13 protein-coding genes are annotated in these 17,058 nt (G+C 70.4%); 9 read left to right on the forward strand and 4 right to left on the reverse strand.

Annotation, left to right across the window (positions count from 1 at the left end; translation table 11 throughout):
• The first annotated feature begins 16 nt into the window (after positions 1 to 16).
• Both LG634_RS00385 and LG634_RS00390 read left to right on the forward strand, forming a co-directional pair.
• Complete coding sequence (locus tag LG634_RS00385) at positions 17 to 1,099, forward strand: inositol-3-phosphate synthase (protein ID WP_226731498.1); 1,083 nt, start codon at positions 17 to 19, stop codon at positions 1,097 to 1,099.
• Positions 1,100 to 1,208: 109 nt separating this feature from the next.
• Positions 1,209 to 2,474, forward strand: coding sequence for an MFS transporter (locus LG634_RS00390; RefSeq protein WP_226731499.1), 1,266 nt, complete (start codon positions 1,209 to 1,211; stop codon positions 2,472 to 2,474).
• A 144-nt stretch (positions 2,475 to 2,618) separates the two neighbouring features.
• On the opposite strand, the gene LG634_RS00395 is transcribed toward LG634_RS00390, so the two are convergent.
• The gene (locus LG634_RS00395) at positions 2,619 to 4,061 is read right to left on the reverse strand and encodes a CCA tRNA nucleotidyltransferase (protein WP_226731500.1); all 1,443 of its coding nucleotides are present in this window, start codon (positions 4,059 to 4,061) and stop codon (positions 2,619 to 2,621) included.
• Between the two features lie 186 nt (positions 4,062 to 4,247).
• Here LG634_RS00395 and LG634_RS00400 point away from each other — a divergent pair, with 186 nt between their 5' ends.
• The 7 genes from LG634_RS00400 to trxA all read left to right on the forward strand — a co-directional run bounded on the left by LG634_RS00400 (position 4,248) and on the right by trxA (position 13,798).
• Positions 4,248 to 6,566, forward strand: coding sequence for a DUF6049 family protein (locus LG634_RS00400; protein WP_226731501.1), 2,319 nt, complete (start codon positions 4,248 to 4,250; stop codon positions 6,564 to 6,566).
• 46 nt (positions 6,567 to 6,612) lie between these two features.
• Positions 6,613 to 8,817, forward strand: a complete 2,205-nt coding sequence (gene murJ / locus LG634_RS00405; protein WP_226731502.1) for a murein biosynthesis integral membrane protein MurJ — start codon at positions 6,613 to 6,615, stop codon at positions 8,815 to 8,817.
• Positions 8,818 to 8,934: 117 nt separating this feature from the next.
• On the forward strand, positions 8,935 to 10,668 hold the full coding sequence (locus tag LG634_RS00410; protein WP_226731503.1) for a protein kinase family protein: 1,734 nt from the start codon (positions 8,935 to 8,937) through the stop codon (positions 10,666 to 10,668).
• A 27-nt stretch (positions 10,669 to 10,695) separates the two neighbouring features.
• On the forward strand, positions 10,696 to 11,385 hold the full coding sequence (sigM, locus tag LG634_RS00415) for an RNA polymerase sigma factor SigM (protein ID WP_226731504.1): 690 nt from the start codon (positions 10,696 to 10,698) through the stop codon (positions 11,383 to 11,385).
• A complete protein-coding gene (locus LG634_RS00420) occupies positions 11,382 to 12,314 on the forward strand; it encodes an RsmA family anti-sigma factor (RefSeq protein WP_226731505.1) in 933 nt (310 codons plus the stop codon). The genes sigM and LG634_RS00420 overlap by 4 nt, the downstream gene beginning before the upstream one ends.
• Positions 12,315 to 12,441: 127 nt before the next feature.
• A complete protein-coding gene (trxB, locus tag LG634_RS00425) occupies positions 12,442 to 13,401 on the forward strand; it encodes a thioredoxin-disulfide reductase (RefSeq protein WP_226731506.1) in 960 nt (319 codons plus the stop codon).
• A gap of 58 nt (positions 13,402 to 13,459) precedes the next feature.
• Positions 13,460 to 13,798, forward strand: a complete 339-nt coding sequence (gene trxA / locus LG634_RS00430) for a thioredoxin (protein ID WP_226731507.1) — start codon at positions 13,460 to 13,462, stop codon at positions 13,796 to 13,798.
• Between the two features lie 61 nt (positions 13,799 to 13,859).
• Here the strand turns inward: trxA and LG634_RS00435 are convergent, their stop codons facing one another.
• The 3 genes from LG634_RS00435 to LG634_RS00445 form a co-directional block, all read right to left on the reverse strand.
• Positions 13,860 to 14,477, reverse strand: a complete 618-nt coding sequence (locus tag LG634_RS00435) for a GNAT family N-acetyltransferase (RefSeq protein ID WP_226731508.1) — start codon at positions 14,475 to 14,477, stop codon at positions 13,860 to 13,862.
• 252 nt (positions 14,478 to 14,729) lie between these two features.
• The gene (locus LG634_RS00440) at positions 14,730 to 15,806 is read right to left on the reverse strand and encodes a ParB/RepB/Spo0J family partition protein (protein ID WP_226731509.1); all 1,077 of its coding nucleotides are present in this window, start codon (positions 15,804 to 15,806) and stop codon (positions 14,730 to 14,732) included.
• A complete protein-coding gene (locus LG634_RS00445; RefSeq protein ID WP_308072171.1) occupies positions 15,803 to 16,882 on the reverse strand; it encodes a ParA family protein in 1,080 nt (359 codons plus the stop codon). Before LG634_RS00445 ends, LG634_RS00440 begins: the two co-directional genes overlap by 4 nt.
• Positions 16,883 to 17,058 lie beyond the last annotated feature (176 nt).

Genomic DNA, 17,058 nt, shown 5'->3' on the forward strand with positions numbered 1-17,058 from the left:
ACAGGGAGCAACCGGAATGGGTTCGGTTCGCGTAGCCATCGTCGGCGTGGGCAACTGCGCCGCCTCGCTGGTGCAGGGCGTCGAGTACTACAAGGACGCCGACCCGGCCACCAAGGTCCCGGGCCTGATGCACGTCCAGTTCGGCGACTACCACGTCGGTGACGTCGAGTTCGTCGCCGCCTTCGACGTTGACGCGAAGAAGGTCGGCCTCGACCTCTCGGACGCCATCGGCGCCAGCGAGAACAACACCATCAAGATCTGCGACGTCCCGAACGCGGGCGTCACGGTCCAGCGCGGCCACACCTTCGACGGCCTGGGCAAGTACTACCGCCAGACCATCGAGGAGTCCGCCGAGGCCCCGGTCGACGTCGTCCAGGTCCTCAAGGACAAGCAGGTCGACGTTCTGGTCTGCTACCTGCCCGTCGGTTCCGAGGACGCTGCGAAGTTCTACGCGCAGTGCGCCATCGACGCCAAGGTCGCCTTCGTCAACGCCCTCCCGGTCTTCATCGCCGGCACCAAGGAGTGGGCGGACAAGTTCACCGAGGCCGGTGTCCCGATCGTCGGCGACGACATCAAGTCGCAGGTCGGCGCCACCATCACGCACCGCGTGATGGCCAAGCTGTTCGAGGACCGCGGTGTCCGTCTTGAGCGCACCATGCAGCTCAACGTCGGCGGCAACATGGACTTCAAGAACATGCTCGAGCGCGAGCGCCTGGAGTCCAAGAAGATCTCGAAGACGCAGGCCGTCACCTCGCAGATCCCAGACCGTGAGCTGGGCGAGAAGAACGTCCACATCGGCCCGTCCGACTACGTCGCGTGGCTCGACGACCGCAAGTGGGCGTACGTCCGCCTCGAGGGCCGCGCCTTCGGTGACGTCCCGCTGAACCTCGAGTACAAGCTCGAGGTCTGGGACTCCCCGAACTCCGCCGGTGTCATCATCGACGCCCTGCGCGCCGCGAAGATCGCGAAGGACCGGGGCATCGGTGGCCCGATCCTCTCCGCGTCCTCGTACTTCATGAAGTCCCCGCCGGTGCAGTACTTCGACGACGAGGCCCTGGCCAACGTCGAGAAGTTCATCAAGGGCGAGGTCGAGCGCTAAATCCGCGCCGACCGCCGGAACACCGGGTGACCGGCTGTTCTCCGGCTCTTCTCAGAGGGTCTCCGGACAATGTGTCCGGAGACCCTCTGCGTATGTGACTCTTGCCCACATGCCTGTCGTACGTGATCTGCGCGTACTCCTGCGCTTCCGGGACTTCCGCCGTCTGCTCGCCGTACGACTGCTCTCCCAGGCCGCCGACGGTGTCTACCAGGTGGCCCTGGCCACGTATGTGGTGTTCTCCCCGGAGAAGCAGACCTCGCCTGCGGCGATCGCCTCCGCCATGGCCGTGCTCCTGCTCCCGTACTCGGTGATCGGCCCCTTTGCCGGGGTCCTCCTCGACCGCTGGCGCCGGCGGCAGGTCTTCCTCTACGGCAACCTGCTGCGGGCCGCCCTGGCCTGCGGCACCGCGGGACTGGTGCTGGCTTCCGTACCCGACTGGCTCTTCTACGCCTCAGCCCTCTCGGTCACCGCCGTCAACCGGTTCGTGCTCGCCGGCCTCTCGGCGGCCCTGCCCCGCGTGGTCGACTCCGACCGGCTGGTGACCGCCAACGCCCTCTCGCCCACCGCCGGCACCCTGGCCGCGACCGCGGGCGGGGCCCTCGCCTTCCTCGTCCGCGTGCTCTCCTCCGAGACCGACGCCCTGGTCGTCCTGCTGGGAGCCGCCCTCTACCTCTGCGCGGCCCTGGCTTCACTACGGCTCGCCATCGGACTGCTCGGCCCCGACCACACCCCCGAGCACCGCCACCCGGCACTCGGCGAGGCGGTCGTTCTCACCGCGCGGGGCATGGCGGAAGGGCTCCGGCACCTGACCTCCCGCCCGGATGCCGCCCGCGCGATGACCGCCATGACCCTGATGCGCTTCTGCTACGGCGCGCTGACCGTGATGCTGCTGATGCTCTGCCGGTACGCCTGGACCGACACGGAGTCCGAGGGGCTGGCCCTGCTGGGCGTGGCGGTCGGGGTCTCGGGCGGCGGGTTCTTCATGGCAGCTCTGATCACGCCCTGGGTCGTGGGCCGGCTCGGCACCCTGGGATGGATCACGGCCTCCGCGGCCGGCGCAGCCGTCCTCGTGCCGGCCCTGGGACTGCCCTTCGCGGTCGCGCCCATGCTGGTCGCCGCCTTCGTCCTGGGCCTGGTCACCCAGAGCGCCAAGATCTGCACCGACACCGAGGTCCAGTTCCGGGTGGACGACGCGTACCGCGGACGGGTCTTCTCGGTCTACGACGTGCTCTTCAACGTGGCCTTTGTCGGCGCGGCGGCAGTGTCGGCGCTGATGCTGCCGCCCGACGGCAAGTCGGTGACGCTGCTCCTGTCGGTCGCCGCCCTCTACGGCGCGGTCGCGCTGGCACTGCTGCGCCGACGACGTTTCACGTGAAACACCACACCCCGGCGCGCGCGTGCGCAGGCGGTGTTTCACGTGAAACGAGAACGGGGTCGTTGTTTCACGTGAAACATCGACCCCGTTCCGCAGCATCGCTCCCCGGCTGGCGTCGGTGTTTCACGTGAAACACCCACCGCTTCAGCTCTGAGTCGCCCACCACTCCTTGAGGGCCTCGGCAGCCGCGTCCCGGCCCATCGGGCCGTTCTCCAGGCGCAGCTCCAGCAGGAACTTGTACGCCTGGCCGATCAGCGGGCCGGGACCGACGCCCAGCACGGTCATGATCTCGTTGCCGTCGAGGTCGGGCCGGATCGAGTCCAGCTCCTCCTGCTCCTTGAGCTGGGAAATCCGGTCCTCCAGCCCGTCGTACGCCCGCGACAGCGCGGCTGCCTTGCGCTTGTTGCGGGTGGTGCAGTCGGACCTCGTCAGCTTGTGCAGCCGGTCGAGCAGCGGGCCCGCGTCGCGCACGTACCGGCGGACGGCCGAGTCGGTCCACTCTCCGGTCCCGTAGCCGTGGAACCGCAGGTGCAGCTCGACCAGCCGCGAGACCTCCTTGACCATGTCGTTGGAGTACTTCAGCGCGGTCATCCGCTTCTTGGTCATCTTGGCGCCCACCACCTCGTGGTGGTGGAAGGAGACCCGCCCGTCGCTCTCGAAGCGCCGGGTCCGCGGCTTGCCGATGTCATGGAGCAGCGCAGCGAGCCGCAGCACCAGGTCCGGGCCGTCCTCCTCCAGGTCGATCGCCTGCTCCAGGACGATCAGCGAGTGGTCGTAGACGTCCTTGTGCCGGTGGTGCTCGTCGCTCTCCAGCCGCAGCGCCGGCAGCTCGGGCAGTACGTGGTCCGCGAGACCCGTCTCCACGAGCAGGGCCAGGCCCTTGCGGGGGTGAGCGGAGAGCAGCAGCTTGTTCAGCTCGTCGCGCACCCGCTCGGCCGAGACGATCTCCAGCCGGTCCGACATCTCCGTCATCGCGGCGACGACCTCGGGGGCCACCTCGAAGTCCAGCTGCGCGGCGAAGCGGGCGGCCCGCATCATGCGCAGCGGGTCGTCAGAGAACGACTCCTCAGGAGTTCCAGGGGTGCGCAGCACCTGGGCGGCCAGATCCTCCAGGCCGCCGTGCGGGTCCACGAACTCCTTCTGCGGAAGGGCCACGGCCATCGCGTTGACCGTGAAGTCGCGGCGGACCAGGTCCTCCTCGATGGAGTCGCCGTACGACACCTCGGGCTTGCGGGAAGTCCGGTCGTACGCCTCGGAGCGGTAGGTGGTCACCTCGATCTGGTAGCCGTCCTTCTGGGCACCGACGGTGCCGAAGGCGATGCCGACGTCCCAGACCGAGTCCGCCCAGCCGCGCACCAGCTTGAGGACGTCTTCGGGACGGGCGTCCGTCGTGAAGTCGAGGTCGTTGCCGAGCCGACCCAGCAGTGCGTCCCGGACCGAGCCGCCGACGAGGGCCAGGCTGAAGCCCGCCCCCTGGAATCGACGGGCAAGATCGTCTGCAACGGGGGCGACCCGCAGCAGCTCGGTCACGGCGCGCTGCTGCACCTGGTTCAGGGCGCTGGGGGAGTCTTCATTGGCGTTCGGCACAACAGAAGAGGGTACGTGCCCCACCCGGTCCGGGCTTCCGCGTTTCCGCCCGGCCCCGGCCGCCGGCCCCGGGCACCCCCCGGCGATCATGTGGAGCAGTCCGCGGCACTCACGTACAGCAGCCCTCGTTACCATGCGTGGACGCACAACCGACGACCACTGACACGACGAGGGACGGGCGAGCGCGTGGCCGAGGCGGCAGACATCCAGGGGAGCTCCCCCGCTCCTGCCCGCCGCTGGCTGCGGCGGGCGGTCGTTCTGCTCGCCGGGACACCCGTCCTGGCCGGACTGGTCTACGTCCAGGACCCCTCCGCGGCCCAGGCCGCCCCGAGCGCTCCGACCGCCCCCACGGCGCCGGGCACTCCCGCCGGGCCCCGCTCGGCCTCCTCGGCCGTGGACGTCTCCCTGGACTCCCTGACGCCCAGCGCGCCGGTGAAGGACGACACCCTCACCATCACGGGGACCGTCGTCAACCGCGGCGCCGAGACGATCACCGACGCCCACGTCGGCCTGCGGGTCGGATCCGCGCTCACCGACCGCAGCTCCCTGGACGACGTCACCGAGCGGACCTCCTACCAGCCTGGGGTCGACCCGCAGGAGATCGACTCGGCGTACGCCATAAAACTCCCGCCGCTCACCTCGAAGGTCGCCCAGCCCTTCACCCTCAAGGTCCCCGTGGCCAAGCTGGGACTCGACGACGAGGGCGTCTATCCGCTGGGCGTCTCGGTGTCCGGCCAGACCGACAGCCGACGCTACGAGCAGGTCCAGGGCATCGAGAGGACCCTGCTCCCGTGGCAGCCGGAGCCCGCCGCCAAGCGCGCGCAGATCAGCTACGTCTGGCCGCTGATCTCCACCACCCACCTGACTGCCGAGACCGGCTCCGACGAAACCCAGACTCCGGTCTTCCAGAACGACGACCTCGCCGCCGAGCTCGCCCCGGGCGGCCGCCTGGAGCAGATGGTCTCCCTCGGCTCCGAGCTGCCCGTCACCTGGGTCATCGACCCCGACCTCCTCGCCAGCGCCGACGCGATGAAGGGCAACTACCAGGTCCGCACCGAGGACGGCGGTACCGTCCCCGGCCGCAACCAGGACGTCGCCAAGCGCTGGCTGAACGCCCTGGAGCAGGCCGTCCAGGGCAAGAAGGTCGTCGCCCTCCCGTTCGCCGACCCCGACCTGGCCTCCCTCGCGCACCGCGGGAAGAACGTCTCCGGCTCGCTCGGACAGCTCCGGCCCGCCACCGACAAGGCCCGGCAGGCCGTGGAGACCGTCCTGCACGTCACACCGTCCACGGACTTCTCCTGGCCGGTCGACGGCGCCGTGGACCCCTCCATCGTCAGCGTCGCCACCTCCGCCGGCGCCCACAACGTGCTCGCCCGCAGCGACAGCTTCCGGGAGACCGGCTCCCTCGGCTACACCCCGTCCGCGGCCCGCCCGATCGGCGCCGGCCGCACCGCCGTCGTCGCCGACGCCCGCCTGTCGACCGCCTTCGGCGGGGACATGCTCAACGCCGGGAAGTCCACCCTGGCCGTGCAGGAGTTCCTCTCCCACAGCCTCGCCCTGAACCTCCAGGACGCCGCCGGACCGCGCAGCTTCGTCGTCGCCCCCCAGCGCATGCCCACCACCGGCCAGGTGCAGAGCATGGCCATCGCCCTGCGCACCCTCCAGTCCGGGCGCTGGAGCCAGCCCGTGGACCTGGAGACCGCCGCCAAGGCCAAGCCCGACCCCGACGCCACCTCCCTGGTGCCCGGCGCCGGCCAGTACCCGCGCGCCCTGAGCCGCCAGGAACTGTCCCAGGACGCCTTCGAGCAGATCCGCGCCACCCAGGTCCAGCTCGGCAACTTCCAGGTGATCCTCACCAAGCCCGAGCGCGTCGACATCCCCTTCAACAACACGTTCAACCGGGAGATGTCCACCTCCTGGCGCGGCCGCGCCCAGGCGGGCCGGGTCTACCGCACCGAAACCCAGGACTACCTGCGCACCCTCACCGAGCGGGTGCAGCTGATCCCGAAGACGGATGTCACCCTCTCCGGGCACAGCGCGACCATCCCCGTGACCGTGCAGAACAGCCTCGTCCAGGACGTGGAAGGGCTGGTCCTCAGGCTGAAGTCGAGCAACTCCACCCGCCTGATGTTCAACGGCTCCGGCGTCGACGAGCAGGACGTCGCCGTCCAGGGCGGCCACAGCCAGTCGGTGAAGTTCACCGCGAACGCCACCGCCAGCGGCCCGGTCGAGGTCACCGCACAGCTCTTCACCAAGGAAGGCGTCCCGTACGGCAAGGAACGCCGCTTCAAGGTCGACGCCACCGAGATCACCCCCACGGTGATGCTCGTCATCGCGGGCGGCATGCTTCTCCTGGTCCTCGCCGGCATCAAGATGTACGCCAGCCGCAAGCGCGCCGCGGCCCGCGCCGCCTCGGAGCAGAGCACGCAGCCGAGTGACCCGACCCCGGACACCGGACCCGAAAGCGGGGACCCGTCCGGCGCGGGTGAGACAGTGGACCGTTGAGCGATGCCGTGGCCGGCCGGCCTGGGGACGATGAGGTGGGGTTTCGATGAACGCGCCGTACGACGGTGACCGCCCGCAGAGCGCGGGCAGTCCTGCGCCCTTCGGGGACACGGGTCAGGGCGCACCGCTGCCGGGTCAGGCGACTCCGCCCGCGCCCCCGCAGCCGGACCCGTACGTCCAGGACGCCTACGCCCACGACCCGTACCGGGCTCAGGACCTGTCCGCGCAGGATCCGGTGACCGAAGCCCTGTACGACCGGGCCGCGCACCCGCCGCCCCCGCCCGGCACCTTCCAGGAGCCCGGCCCGCTGTACGACAGCCCCGCTACGGCCGCGTACGGCCCCGACCCCCGGGTGTGGGCGCAGACCCCGCCGCCCGAGCCGGACGGCCCGTCCCGGCACCTGCCGTACGGGGACCACGCCACGACCACGCAGTTCGTCGGTGTGGACGCCCTGGTCACCACGGCCGCCGACGAGCAGCCCGAGCCCGACGCCTTCGCGCACCTCTACCGCGACCAGCAGGCTCCCGCCCCGCGCGCCCCCGGCCAGGCGCCGGCCCCCGCTCCCGCCCCCGTGCCGGAGGCCCCGGTGGCCACGCCCGCGCCGAGCAAGCCGGCCGGCCGGGCCGCCAGTCTGCTGAAGTCCTCGGCGCTCATGGCGGCCGGCACGATCGTGTCCCGCATCACCGGGTTCCTGCGCACCCTGGTGATCGCTGCGGCCATCGGCGTCGGCACCCTCAACGACACCTACCAGGTCGCCAACACCCTGCCGACGATGATCTACGTCCTCGTCGGCGGCGGCGCCCTGAACGCCGTCTTCATCCCGCAGCTCGTGCGGGCCATGAAGAACGACGACGACGGGGGAGAGGCGTACGCCAACCGCCTCCTGACCCTCGTCGTGGTTCTCCTCGCCGGCGTCACCACCGTGTGCGTGCTCGCCGCCCCGCTGTTCATCCGGATGATGTCGACGAAGATCGCGTCCGACCCGGAGCAGCTGGAAGTGGCCGTGGCCTTCGCCCGCTACTGCCTGCCCACCATGTTCTTCATGGGCATCCACGTGGTGCTCGGTCAGATCCTCAACGCACGTGGCCGCTTCGGCGCGATGATGTGGACCCCCGTCCTCAACAACATCGTCGTCATCGCCACCTTCGGCGCCTTCATCTGGGCCTTCGGCGGCTTCACCGAGTCCGGCGTCACCGCCGGGAACGTCACCGCCGACGGTGTACGGCTCCTCGGCATCGGCACCCTGCTCGGCCTCACCGTCCAAGCCCTCGCGATGCTCCCCTACCTGCGCGACGCCGGCTTCAAGCCCCGCCTGCGGTTCGACTGGAAGGGCCACGGCCTCGGCAAGGCCGCCCGCCTCGCCAAGTGGACGTTCTTCTTCGTCCTCGCCAACCAGATCGGCCTGGTCGTCGTCACCCAGCTCGCCACCTGGGCCGGTTCCGTCGCAGAGAAGCAGGGCCACCCCGGCACCGGCATCACCGCCTACAACTACGCGCTCCTGCTCTGGCAGATGCCGCAGGCCATCATCACCGTCTCCGTGATGACGGCGGTCCTGCCCCGGATCTCCCGCTCCGCCCACGACGGCGACGCCGCCGCCGTCCGCGACGACATCTCCTACGGCCTGCGCACCTCGGCCGTCGCGATCGTGCCCTGCGCCTTCGCGTTCCTCGCCCTCGGCGTCCCGATGTCCACCCTGCTCTACGCGGGCTCCGGGGCCGGCGCCCAGAACATCGGCTACGTGCTGATGGCCTTCGGCCTCGGCCTCATCCCGTACTCCGTGCAGTACGTCGTCCTCCGCGGCTTCTACGCCTACGAGGACACCCGAACGCCCTTCTACAACACGGTCATCGTCGCCTCCGTCAACGCGGCCGTCTCCGCCGTCGCCTTCTTCGTCCTGCCCGCCCGCTGGGCCGTGGTCGGCATGGCCGTCGCCTACGGCCTCGGCTATGCCGTCGGCGTCGGCGTCGCCTGGCGCCGGCTGCGCACCCGCCTCGGCGGCGACCTCGACGGCGCCCACGTCATCCGCACGTACGCCCGCCTCGCCGGCGCCTGCCTCCCGGCGGCCGTGCTGGCCGGTGCCGCGGGCTTCGGCATCACCCGAATGCTCGGCAGCGGAGTCGGAGGTTCCCTCCTGTCCCTGGCCGCCGGCGGGATCGTGCTGCTGGGCGTCTTCCTCGCCGCCGCCAAGCGCATGCGGATCGACGAGCTGAACGCGATGGTCGGCATGGTGCGCGGACGCCTCGGGCGCTGATGCGCACAACCATCGCCCCCCGCCGCGTGTCGTGCATAGCGACGGACTGTGGGCACAATTGGCATGGCTTTGCAGACTGGCCGACAGCGCGCAACGGATGGGGAGGCAGGAACGACGGTGGCGGAACGTAGCACAGCTGCCGTCGACGTGGCCGACAACAGCGGCGACAAGCCGCTGGCCGCCAACGCGGCGAAGGCCACGGCCGACGGGGCAGCGGAGACCCAGGCCCGGACAGCCCAGCAGCAGCCGGACACCGGCACGCCCGAACCCGAGACCGACCGCAAGACCGCAGCGACCACCGCCGCACCCGAGCTGCACAGCGGCCACAAACTCGCCAGACGCTACCGCCTGGAAGAGTGCGTCACCCGTCTGGACGGTTTCAGCAGTTGGCGCGCCATGGACGAAAAACTGCGCCGCGCAGTCGGCGTGCACCTGTTGCCCGCCGACCACCCCCGCGCCCGGTCCGTCCTCGCCGCCGCCCGGTCCTCCGCCCTGCTCGGCGACCCCCGGTTCGTCCAGGTCCTCGACGCAGTGGAGGAGAACGACCTCGTCTACGTCGTCCACGAATGGCTGCCCGACGCCACCGAGCTCACCGCCATCCTGGCCGCCGGCGCCCTCGAACCGCACGAGGCGTACCAGCTCGTCAGCCAGGTCTCGCAGGCCATGGCCGCCGCCCACCGCGAAGGCCTCGCCCACCTACGGCTCACCCCGAGCGCCATACTCCGCACCTCCACCGGCCAGTACCGGATCCGCGGGCTCGCCGTGAACGCCGCCCTGCGCGGCATCACCAGCCAGCACCCCCAGCGCACCGACACCGAGGCCATCGGCGCCCTCCTGTACGCCTCCCTCACGCAGCGCTGGCCGTACGAGAACGACGCCCACGGCCTCACCGGACTCCCCAAGGGCGTCGGTCTCCTCGCCCCGGACCAGGTCCGCGCGGGCGTCCACCGCGGCCTGGGCGAGCTCGCCATGCGTGCGCTCGCCAATGACGGCGCCACCGCGTCCCGCCAGGAACCGGCCTGCACCACCCCCGAAGAGCTCGCCAAGGCCGTGGCCGCCATGCCGCGGATCCGCCCGCCCGAGCCCTCCTTCGCCGCCCCGCCGGACTACCAGCACACCACCTACCAGCAGGGCACCTACGGCCGGCCGCCGCAGCACCCCGGCACGGCCGCCACCACCACGATGGCCGTACCGCCGCCGCTGCAGAGCCGCACCGGCCGCGCTCTCAAGTGGGGCGTTGCCGCGCTGCTCATCGCCGCCCTCGGACTCGGCAGCTGGCAGCTGGCCGATGCCCTCATCGACCGCCTCAACGGCGGTGCCGGCCACACCCAGGTCCAGGACGAAGGCACCGACGACGCCCCCAAGAAGAAGGCCCTCGTCCAGCTCAAGATCGAGGGCGCCGAGGAGTACTACCCCGACGGCAACCCGCAGGACCGATCCGGCGTGGCCAAGAGCTACGACGGGGACTCCGGCACCTTCTGGAAGTCCCGCACCTACCGAGACGGTCCGCGTCTTGCCCCGTACAAGCAGGGTGTCGGCATCGTCTACGACCTGGGCGCCGCCCGGGACGTCTCCACCGCCGCCATCGCCCTGCGCTACGGCTCCGGGCACACCACGATCAACCTCTACGCAGCCGACTCGCTGTCCCCCTCGGGCAGCGTCGACGCGATGAAGCAGATCGGCACCGGTACCACTTCGGGAACGAACCTGAAGATCGCCGCCAAGAAACCGGTGAAGACCCGCTACGTTCTCCTCTGGATCACCGACGTCCCCTACTCCGCCGGGGACCAGGAGAGCGGCTCCATGGCCGGCTACAAGCAGGCCATCACGGATGTGAAGTTCTCCGGCTGACGGAACGGCACAGGAGGGGGCACACCGTTGGACGACTCCGCACCCGGCGACATCAGCGACCAGGAACTCCTGGCACGGCATGTCGCCGGGGACCCCGACGCCTTCGGTGAGCTCGTACGCCGCCACCGCGACCGGCTCTGGGCCGTCGCCCTGCGCACCCTCGGCGACCGAGAGGAGGCCGCCGACGCCGTCCAGGACGCCCTCGTTTCCGCCTATCGCGCCGCCCACACCTTCCGGGGCCAGTCCGCCGTCACCACCTGGCTGCACCGGATCACCGTCAACGCCTGCCTCGACCGGGCCCGCAAGGCCGCGACCCGCCGCACCTCCCCGCTCAACGACACCGAGCGCCTGGAGAGCCTCCTGGAGCCGCACGAGTCGGCCGAGGCACCCGCCGAACGCCAGGACCTCCACCGGGAGCTCCTGGCCGCACTCAGCACCCTCCCCGCCGAACAGCGAGCCGCTCTGATCCTCGTCGACATGCAGGGATACCCCGTGGCGGAGGTCGCCCGCATCCTCGACGTACCGACCGGCACCGTGAAGAGCCGCTGTGCGCGCGGCCGCGCCAGACTCCTCCCGATGCTCACTCATCTGCGCGCAGGTCCCGGGGGTAGCAGTGACTCCGACCGGGGAAGGAACCGGTCGCAGGGGACAGCCGTCCCACCAGCAGCAGAACCCAGGGACCCAGATGCCGTGAAGGGCGGAGGTGGAAGAGCGTGACTTCTACGACCGGCGCGATCCGGCACCCTGACGTCTCGGAGATCTCCGACCTGACCGAGGGCCTGCTCTCCCCGGCCCGGACGGCCGAGGTCCGCGGGCACCTGACCGACTGCGCCCTGTGCGCCGACGTCAGGGACTCCCTCGAGGAAATCCGCGGCCTGCTCGGTACCCTGCCGGGCCATCCCCGGATGCCCGCCGACATCGCCGGGCGGATCGACGCCGCCCTCGCCGCTGAAGCCCTCCTCGACGCGACCTCCCCCGAGGCCCGTCCGGTGTCCGCAGACGACGAGACCACCCCGGTAGCCGAAGCACCGGCACCCGATGTTTCACGTGAAACACCGCGCCCGGTGCCCGCCGCAGACGTCCGGAGCACCGGTCCCGACCGGCCCGCCGGCCGCGGGCGCGCCGCCACCGGACCCGGTCTCCGCTCCCGCCGCCGCATCGCTCTGGGAGCCCTCACCGGCGCCGCCGTCCTCGCCTTCGGCGTCTTCCTCACCCAGAACATGCAGACGTCCTCCACCGACGCCAAGAAGGACGCCGGCACCTTCTCCGCCAGCCTCCCCTCGGGAGAGTTCACCGCCGCCGAGCTGGGGGGAACCGTTCAGCAGCTGCTGAACGGCGAGAGCACGGATTCCGGCGCCAAGACCTACCCGGTACCGAACTCGCTCGGAGCCGACACCAAGGAAGCCGGCACCAAGGGCGCCGCCCCGCCGCTGCCCGCATGCGTCCGCGCAGGCACCGGCCGCACCGAGCCGCCGCTGGCCGCCGAACAGGGGACCTACCAGGGCACCGACGTCTACCTGGTCGTCCTCCCCCACCCCGGCGACAGCCGCGCCGCAGACGCCTACCTCGTCGATGCCGGCTGCGAGACCGCCGCCCCCCAGGGCAAGGGACAGGTCCTCTTCGAGAACACCTACCCGCGTCCCTGACGGCTCGCCCTGTGGTCACGCGGACCGTCCGGGAATGCACGCGCCGTAGGATCCGTTGGGTGGGGTGAGACCAAGCACCGGCCCCCCGGTAGTCAGCAGGCAGTCCGCAGAGACGAGGAAAACACCCGTGAGCGACGTCCGTAACGTGATCATCATCGGCTCTGGGCCGGCCGGTTACACCGCCGCCCTGTACACCGCACGCGCTTCGCTCAAGCCGCTGGTCTTCGAAGGTGCCGTCACTGCCGGTGGCGCCCTCATGAACACCACCGACGTGGAGAACTTCCCCGGCTTCCGCGACGGCATCATGGGCCCGGACCTCATGGACAACATGCGCGCCCAGGCGGAGCGCTTCGGCGCCGAGCTGGTCCCGGACGACATCGTCTCCGTCGACCTGACCGGTGAGATCAAGACCGTCACCGACACCGCCGGCACCGTGCACCGCGCCAAGGCCGTCATCGTCACCACCGGCTCGCAGCACCGCAAGCTCGGCCTGCCCAACGAGGACGCCCTCTCCGGCCGCGGTGTCTCCTGGTGCGCCACCTGCGACGGCTTCTTCTTCAAGGACCAGGACATCGCCGTCGTCGGCGGCGGCGACACCGCGATGGAGGAGGCCACCTTCCTCTCGCGCTTCGCCAAGTCCGTCACCATCGTCCACCGCCGTGACAGCCTGCGCGCCTCCAAGGCCATGCAGGACCGCGCCTTCGCCGACCCGAAGATCAAGTTCGCCTGGGACAGCGAGGTCGCCGCGATCCACGGCGAGCAGAAGCTCACCGGCCTGACCCTGCGCAACACCAAGACCGGCGAGACCTCCGAGCTGCCCGTGACCGGCCTGTTCATCGCCGTCGGCCACGACCCGCGCACCGAGCTGTTCAAGGGCCAGCTGGAGCTCGACGACGAGGGCTACCTCAAGGTCGACGCCCCCTCGACCCGCACCAACCTCACCGGTGTCTTCGGCGCCGGCGACGTGGTCGACCACACCTACCGCCAGGCGATCACCGCCTCCGGCACCGGCTGCTCCGCAGCCCTCGACGCCGAGCGCTTCCTCGCCGCGCTCGCCGACGCCGAGACCGCGGCCGCGACCGCCTGACACCCCGAGCTTCCCCAGCTTCCCCCACCCCACCGCAGTAAAGAAGAAGGAGGCCGCTGTGGCCGGCACCTTGAAGAACGTGACCGACTCGACCTTCGAGGCCGACGTCCTCAAGAGCGAGAAGCCCGTCCTGGTGGACTTCTGGGCCGAATGGTGCGGCCCGTGCCGTCAGATCGCCCCGTCCCTGGAGGCCATCGCGGCCGAGTACGGCGACCAGATCGAGATCGTCAAGCTCAACATCGACGAGAACCCGGACACCGCCGCCAAGTACGGCGTCATGTCCATCCCGACCCTGAACGTCTACCAGGGTGGCGAGGTCGCCAAGACCATCGTCGGTGCCAAGCCCAAGGCGGCGCTCCTGCGCGAGCTCGACGGTTTCGTCGAGCTGAACGCCTGACCGCCACACCGTTTCACGTGAAACAGGGCCGCCCTCCGGGGCGGCCCTGTTTCCGTTGTGGTCACAGCGGCCGCAGGGCCGGCTCCTTCTGCACCGCACCGAGCAGCCGATCCAGCGCCATCTCCACGTCTTCCTTCCACGACAGCGTCGACCTCAGCTCCAGCCGCAGTCGCGGATGCGCAGGATGCGGACGCACCGTCTTGAAGCCCACCGACAGCAGGTGGTCCGCCGGCAGCACACACGCCGGCCCTTCCCACCGCGCATCGCCGAAGGCCTCAATCGCCCGGAACCCTCGCCGCAGCAGGTCCTTCGCCACCGTCTGCACCATGACCCGGCCCAGCCCCTGGCCCTGATAGCCCGGCAGGATCCGTGCCGTGATCAGCTGCACCGCATCCGACGCCACGGGACTGGTCGGAAAAGCGAGCGACCGCGGAACGTAGGCCGGCGGCGCGTAGAGCACGAACCCCACGGGCACCTCGTCGACGTAGACCACCCGCCCGCATGAGCCCCACTCCAGGAGCACCGCGGAGATCCAGGCCTCCTTCTCCAGCTCCGGAGTCCCCGCCTTTACCGCGGCCTCTCCGGTGACCGGGTCGAGCTCCCAGAAAACACAGGACCGGCAGGGCTGGGGCAGATCCTTGAGGTTGTCCAGCGTGAGCGGTACAAGCCGACGGCCCATGATCCGACAAACCCTCCGACGGCTCCCAGTCCCAGGCCCACGGTCACCAGCCCGGTTCGACTCACCGATCGCATGGCCCCCGCCCCCTCCGCACTGAGGTGCTCTTGCGTGGAAATGCCATACCTGGACGCATCGTATCCACCCAGCGATTGCCCCGATACCGGTGGAAAGCAAAAGAGGACAGCCCGCTCTCCACAAGGGGCGGGAACGCCGGAGGGGCGGACCGAAGCCCGCCCCTCCGCCGCACGGCGTTCAGCTCTCGGAGCCGCCCTGATCAAGCACCCGGCCCTCGCCCGGTGCCAGCGTGGACAGGATCCGCTCCAGATCCTCCATCGAGGCGAACTCGACGGTGATCTTGCCCTTCTTCTGGCCCAGGTCGACCTTCACCCGCGTCTCGAACCGGTCCGACAGCCGCGAAGCCAGCTCCGTCAGCGCCGGCGACACGCGCGCGCCGGCGCGCGGACCCTTCGGCTTCACCGAGCTCGACGGGCTCGACCCCATCAGCGTCACGATCTCCTCGACCGCACGCACCGACAGCCCCTCGGCCACGATCCGGTGCGCCAGCCGGTCCTGCTCTTCCGAGTCCTCCACGGAAAGCAGCGCCCTCGCATGCCCCGCAGACAGCACACCCGCGGCCACCCGCCGCTGCACCGGCGGCGAGAGCCGCAGCAGCCGGAGCGTGTTCGACACCTGAGGGCGGGACCGGCCGATCCGGTCGGCCAGCTGGTCATGGGTGCAGTGGAAGTCCTGGAGCAGCTGGTCATACGCCGCTGCCTCTTCCAGAGGGTTCAGCTGCGACCGGTGCAGGTTCTCCAGGAGTGCGTCCAGGAGCAACTTCTCGTCTTCCGTGTCCCGGATGATCGCCGGAATCCGCTCCAGGCCCGCCTCACGGCAAGCCCGCCAGCGCCGCTCGCCCATGATCAGCTCGTAGCGCTCGGCACCCACCTGCCGGATCACCACCGGCTGGAGCAGGCCCACCTCCTGAATGGAGGTCACCAGCTCGGCCAGCGCGTCCTCGTCGAACACCTCGCGCGGCTGCTTCGGGTTGGGCGCGATGGCATCCAGCGGAATCTCCGCGAAGGTCGCCCCCGCCACCGAGGGAAGCGCCGGCAGCACCGGCTCCGCCTCGGGCACCGCTGTTTCACGTGAAACAGCGCTGTGCGGAAGCGTCGCAACCTTCGCCGCCGCCACCCCGCGCTCCGCCGTCAACAGCGGAACAGCCGACGGAGAAGTCGACCCCGCCCCCACGGCCGTACCCGGCTTCTCCTGCGGAGCAGCGGGAATCAGCGCACCGAGCCCCCGCCCCAGTCCTCTACGTCGCTCGCTCACTGGATCCCCTCCGCCATGCTCGCCGTGCTGTGCTGTGCCCCGCTCATCGAGGCGTGCCCGTCGTACGCCATCCCCGCCCCGCGCAGCGCGATCTCGCGAGCCGCCTCCAGGTAGGACAGCGCACCACTGGAGCCCGGATCGTACGTGAGCACCGTCTGGCCGTAGCTCGGCGCCTCCGAGATACGGACCGACCGCGGGATGCTGGTCCGCAGGACCTCGTTGCCGAAGTGGCTGCGCACCTCCTCGGCCACCTGGGAGGCAAGCCGGGTCCGGCCGTCGTACATGGTCAGCAGGATCGTCGACACATGCAGGCCCGGGTTCAGGTGCGCGCGCACCAGGTCCACGTTCCGCAGCAGCTGCCCCAGCCCCTCCAGCGCGTAGTACTCACACTGGATCGGGATGAGCACCTCGGCCCCCGCCACCAGGGCGTTGACCGTGAGCAGCCCCAGGGACGGCGGGCAGTCGATGAGGATGTAGTCCAGCGGCTGCTGGTATGCCTGGATCGCCCGCTGGAGCCGGCTCTCGCGGGCCACCAGGGACACCAGCTCGATCTCCGCACCCGCCAGGTCGATGGTGGCCGGCGCGCAGAAGAGCCCCTCGACGTCGGGGACCGGCTGAACGACCTCCAGCAGCGGCCTGCCTTCCACCAGCACGTCGTAGATCGACGGCACATCGGCGTGGTGGTCGATGCCCAGCGCCGTGGAGGCGTTCCCCTGCGGATCGAGGTCGATGACCAGTACCCGGGCACCGTGCAGGGCGAGGGATGCAGCCAGGTTCACGGTGGTCGTGGTCTTGCCCACGCCACCCTTCTGGTTGGCGACCACCATCACACGGGTCTGCGCCGGACGGGGGAGCACCTCACCCGCACGGCCCACCGCCTGTACCGCCAAACGGGCGGCATGTTCAAACGGGGTGTCGTCGACCGGGGGAGGTGTTTCACGTGAAACATCCTCGCCCGGCGACTCGGAGCGGGGGCCGGGGACCGGGTCGGCCACGGGCCCCGCAAGGTTGGCGTCGGACCGCACGGATTCACTCTCCTCGACGGCAGCGGGCTCGGAACCCCCTGAGCCTCCCATGCCATCGGGGTTGCGAACCAGCGGGGCCCCGTCATCTGGGGATGAATCCACCGATGTGGACAACTCTGTCACCCCCGCCTCCTTGCGGGCGCGAGGGGACGCAGCCGCACGACCGCGGCTGATGATTCCGTGCAGCAGTGAGCGACGTTTCACGTGAAACACGATGCACGCGCGGC

Source organism: Streptomyces bambusae (assembly GCF_020532645.1).
GTDB lineage: Bacteria > Actinomycetota > Actinomycetes > Streptomycetales > Streptomycetaceae > Streptomyces > Streptomyces bambusae.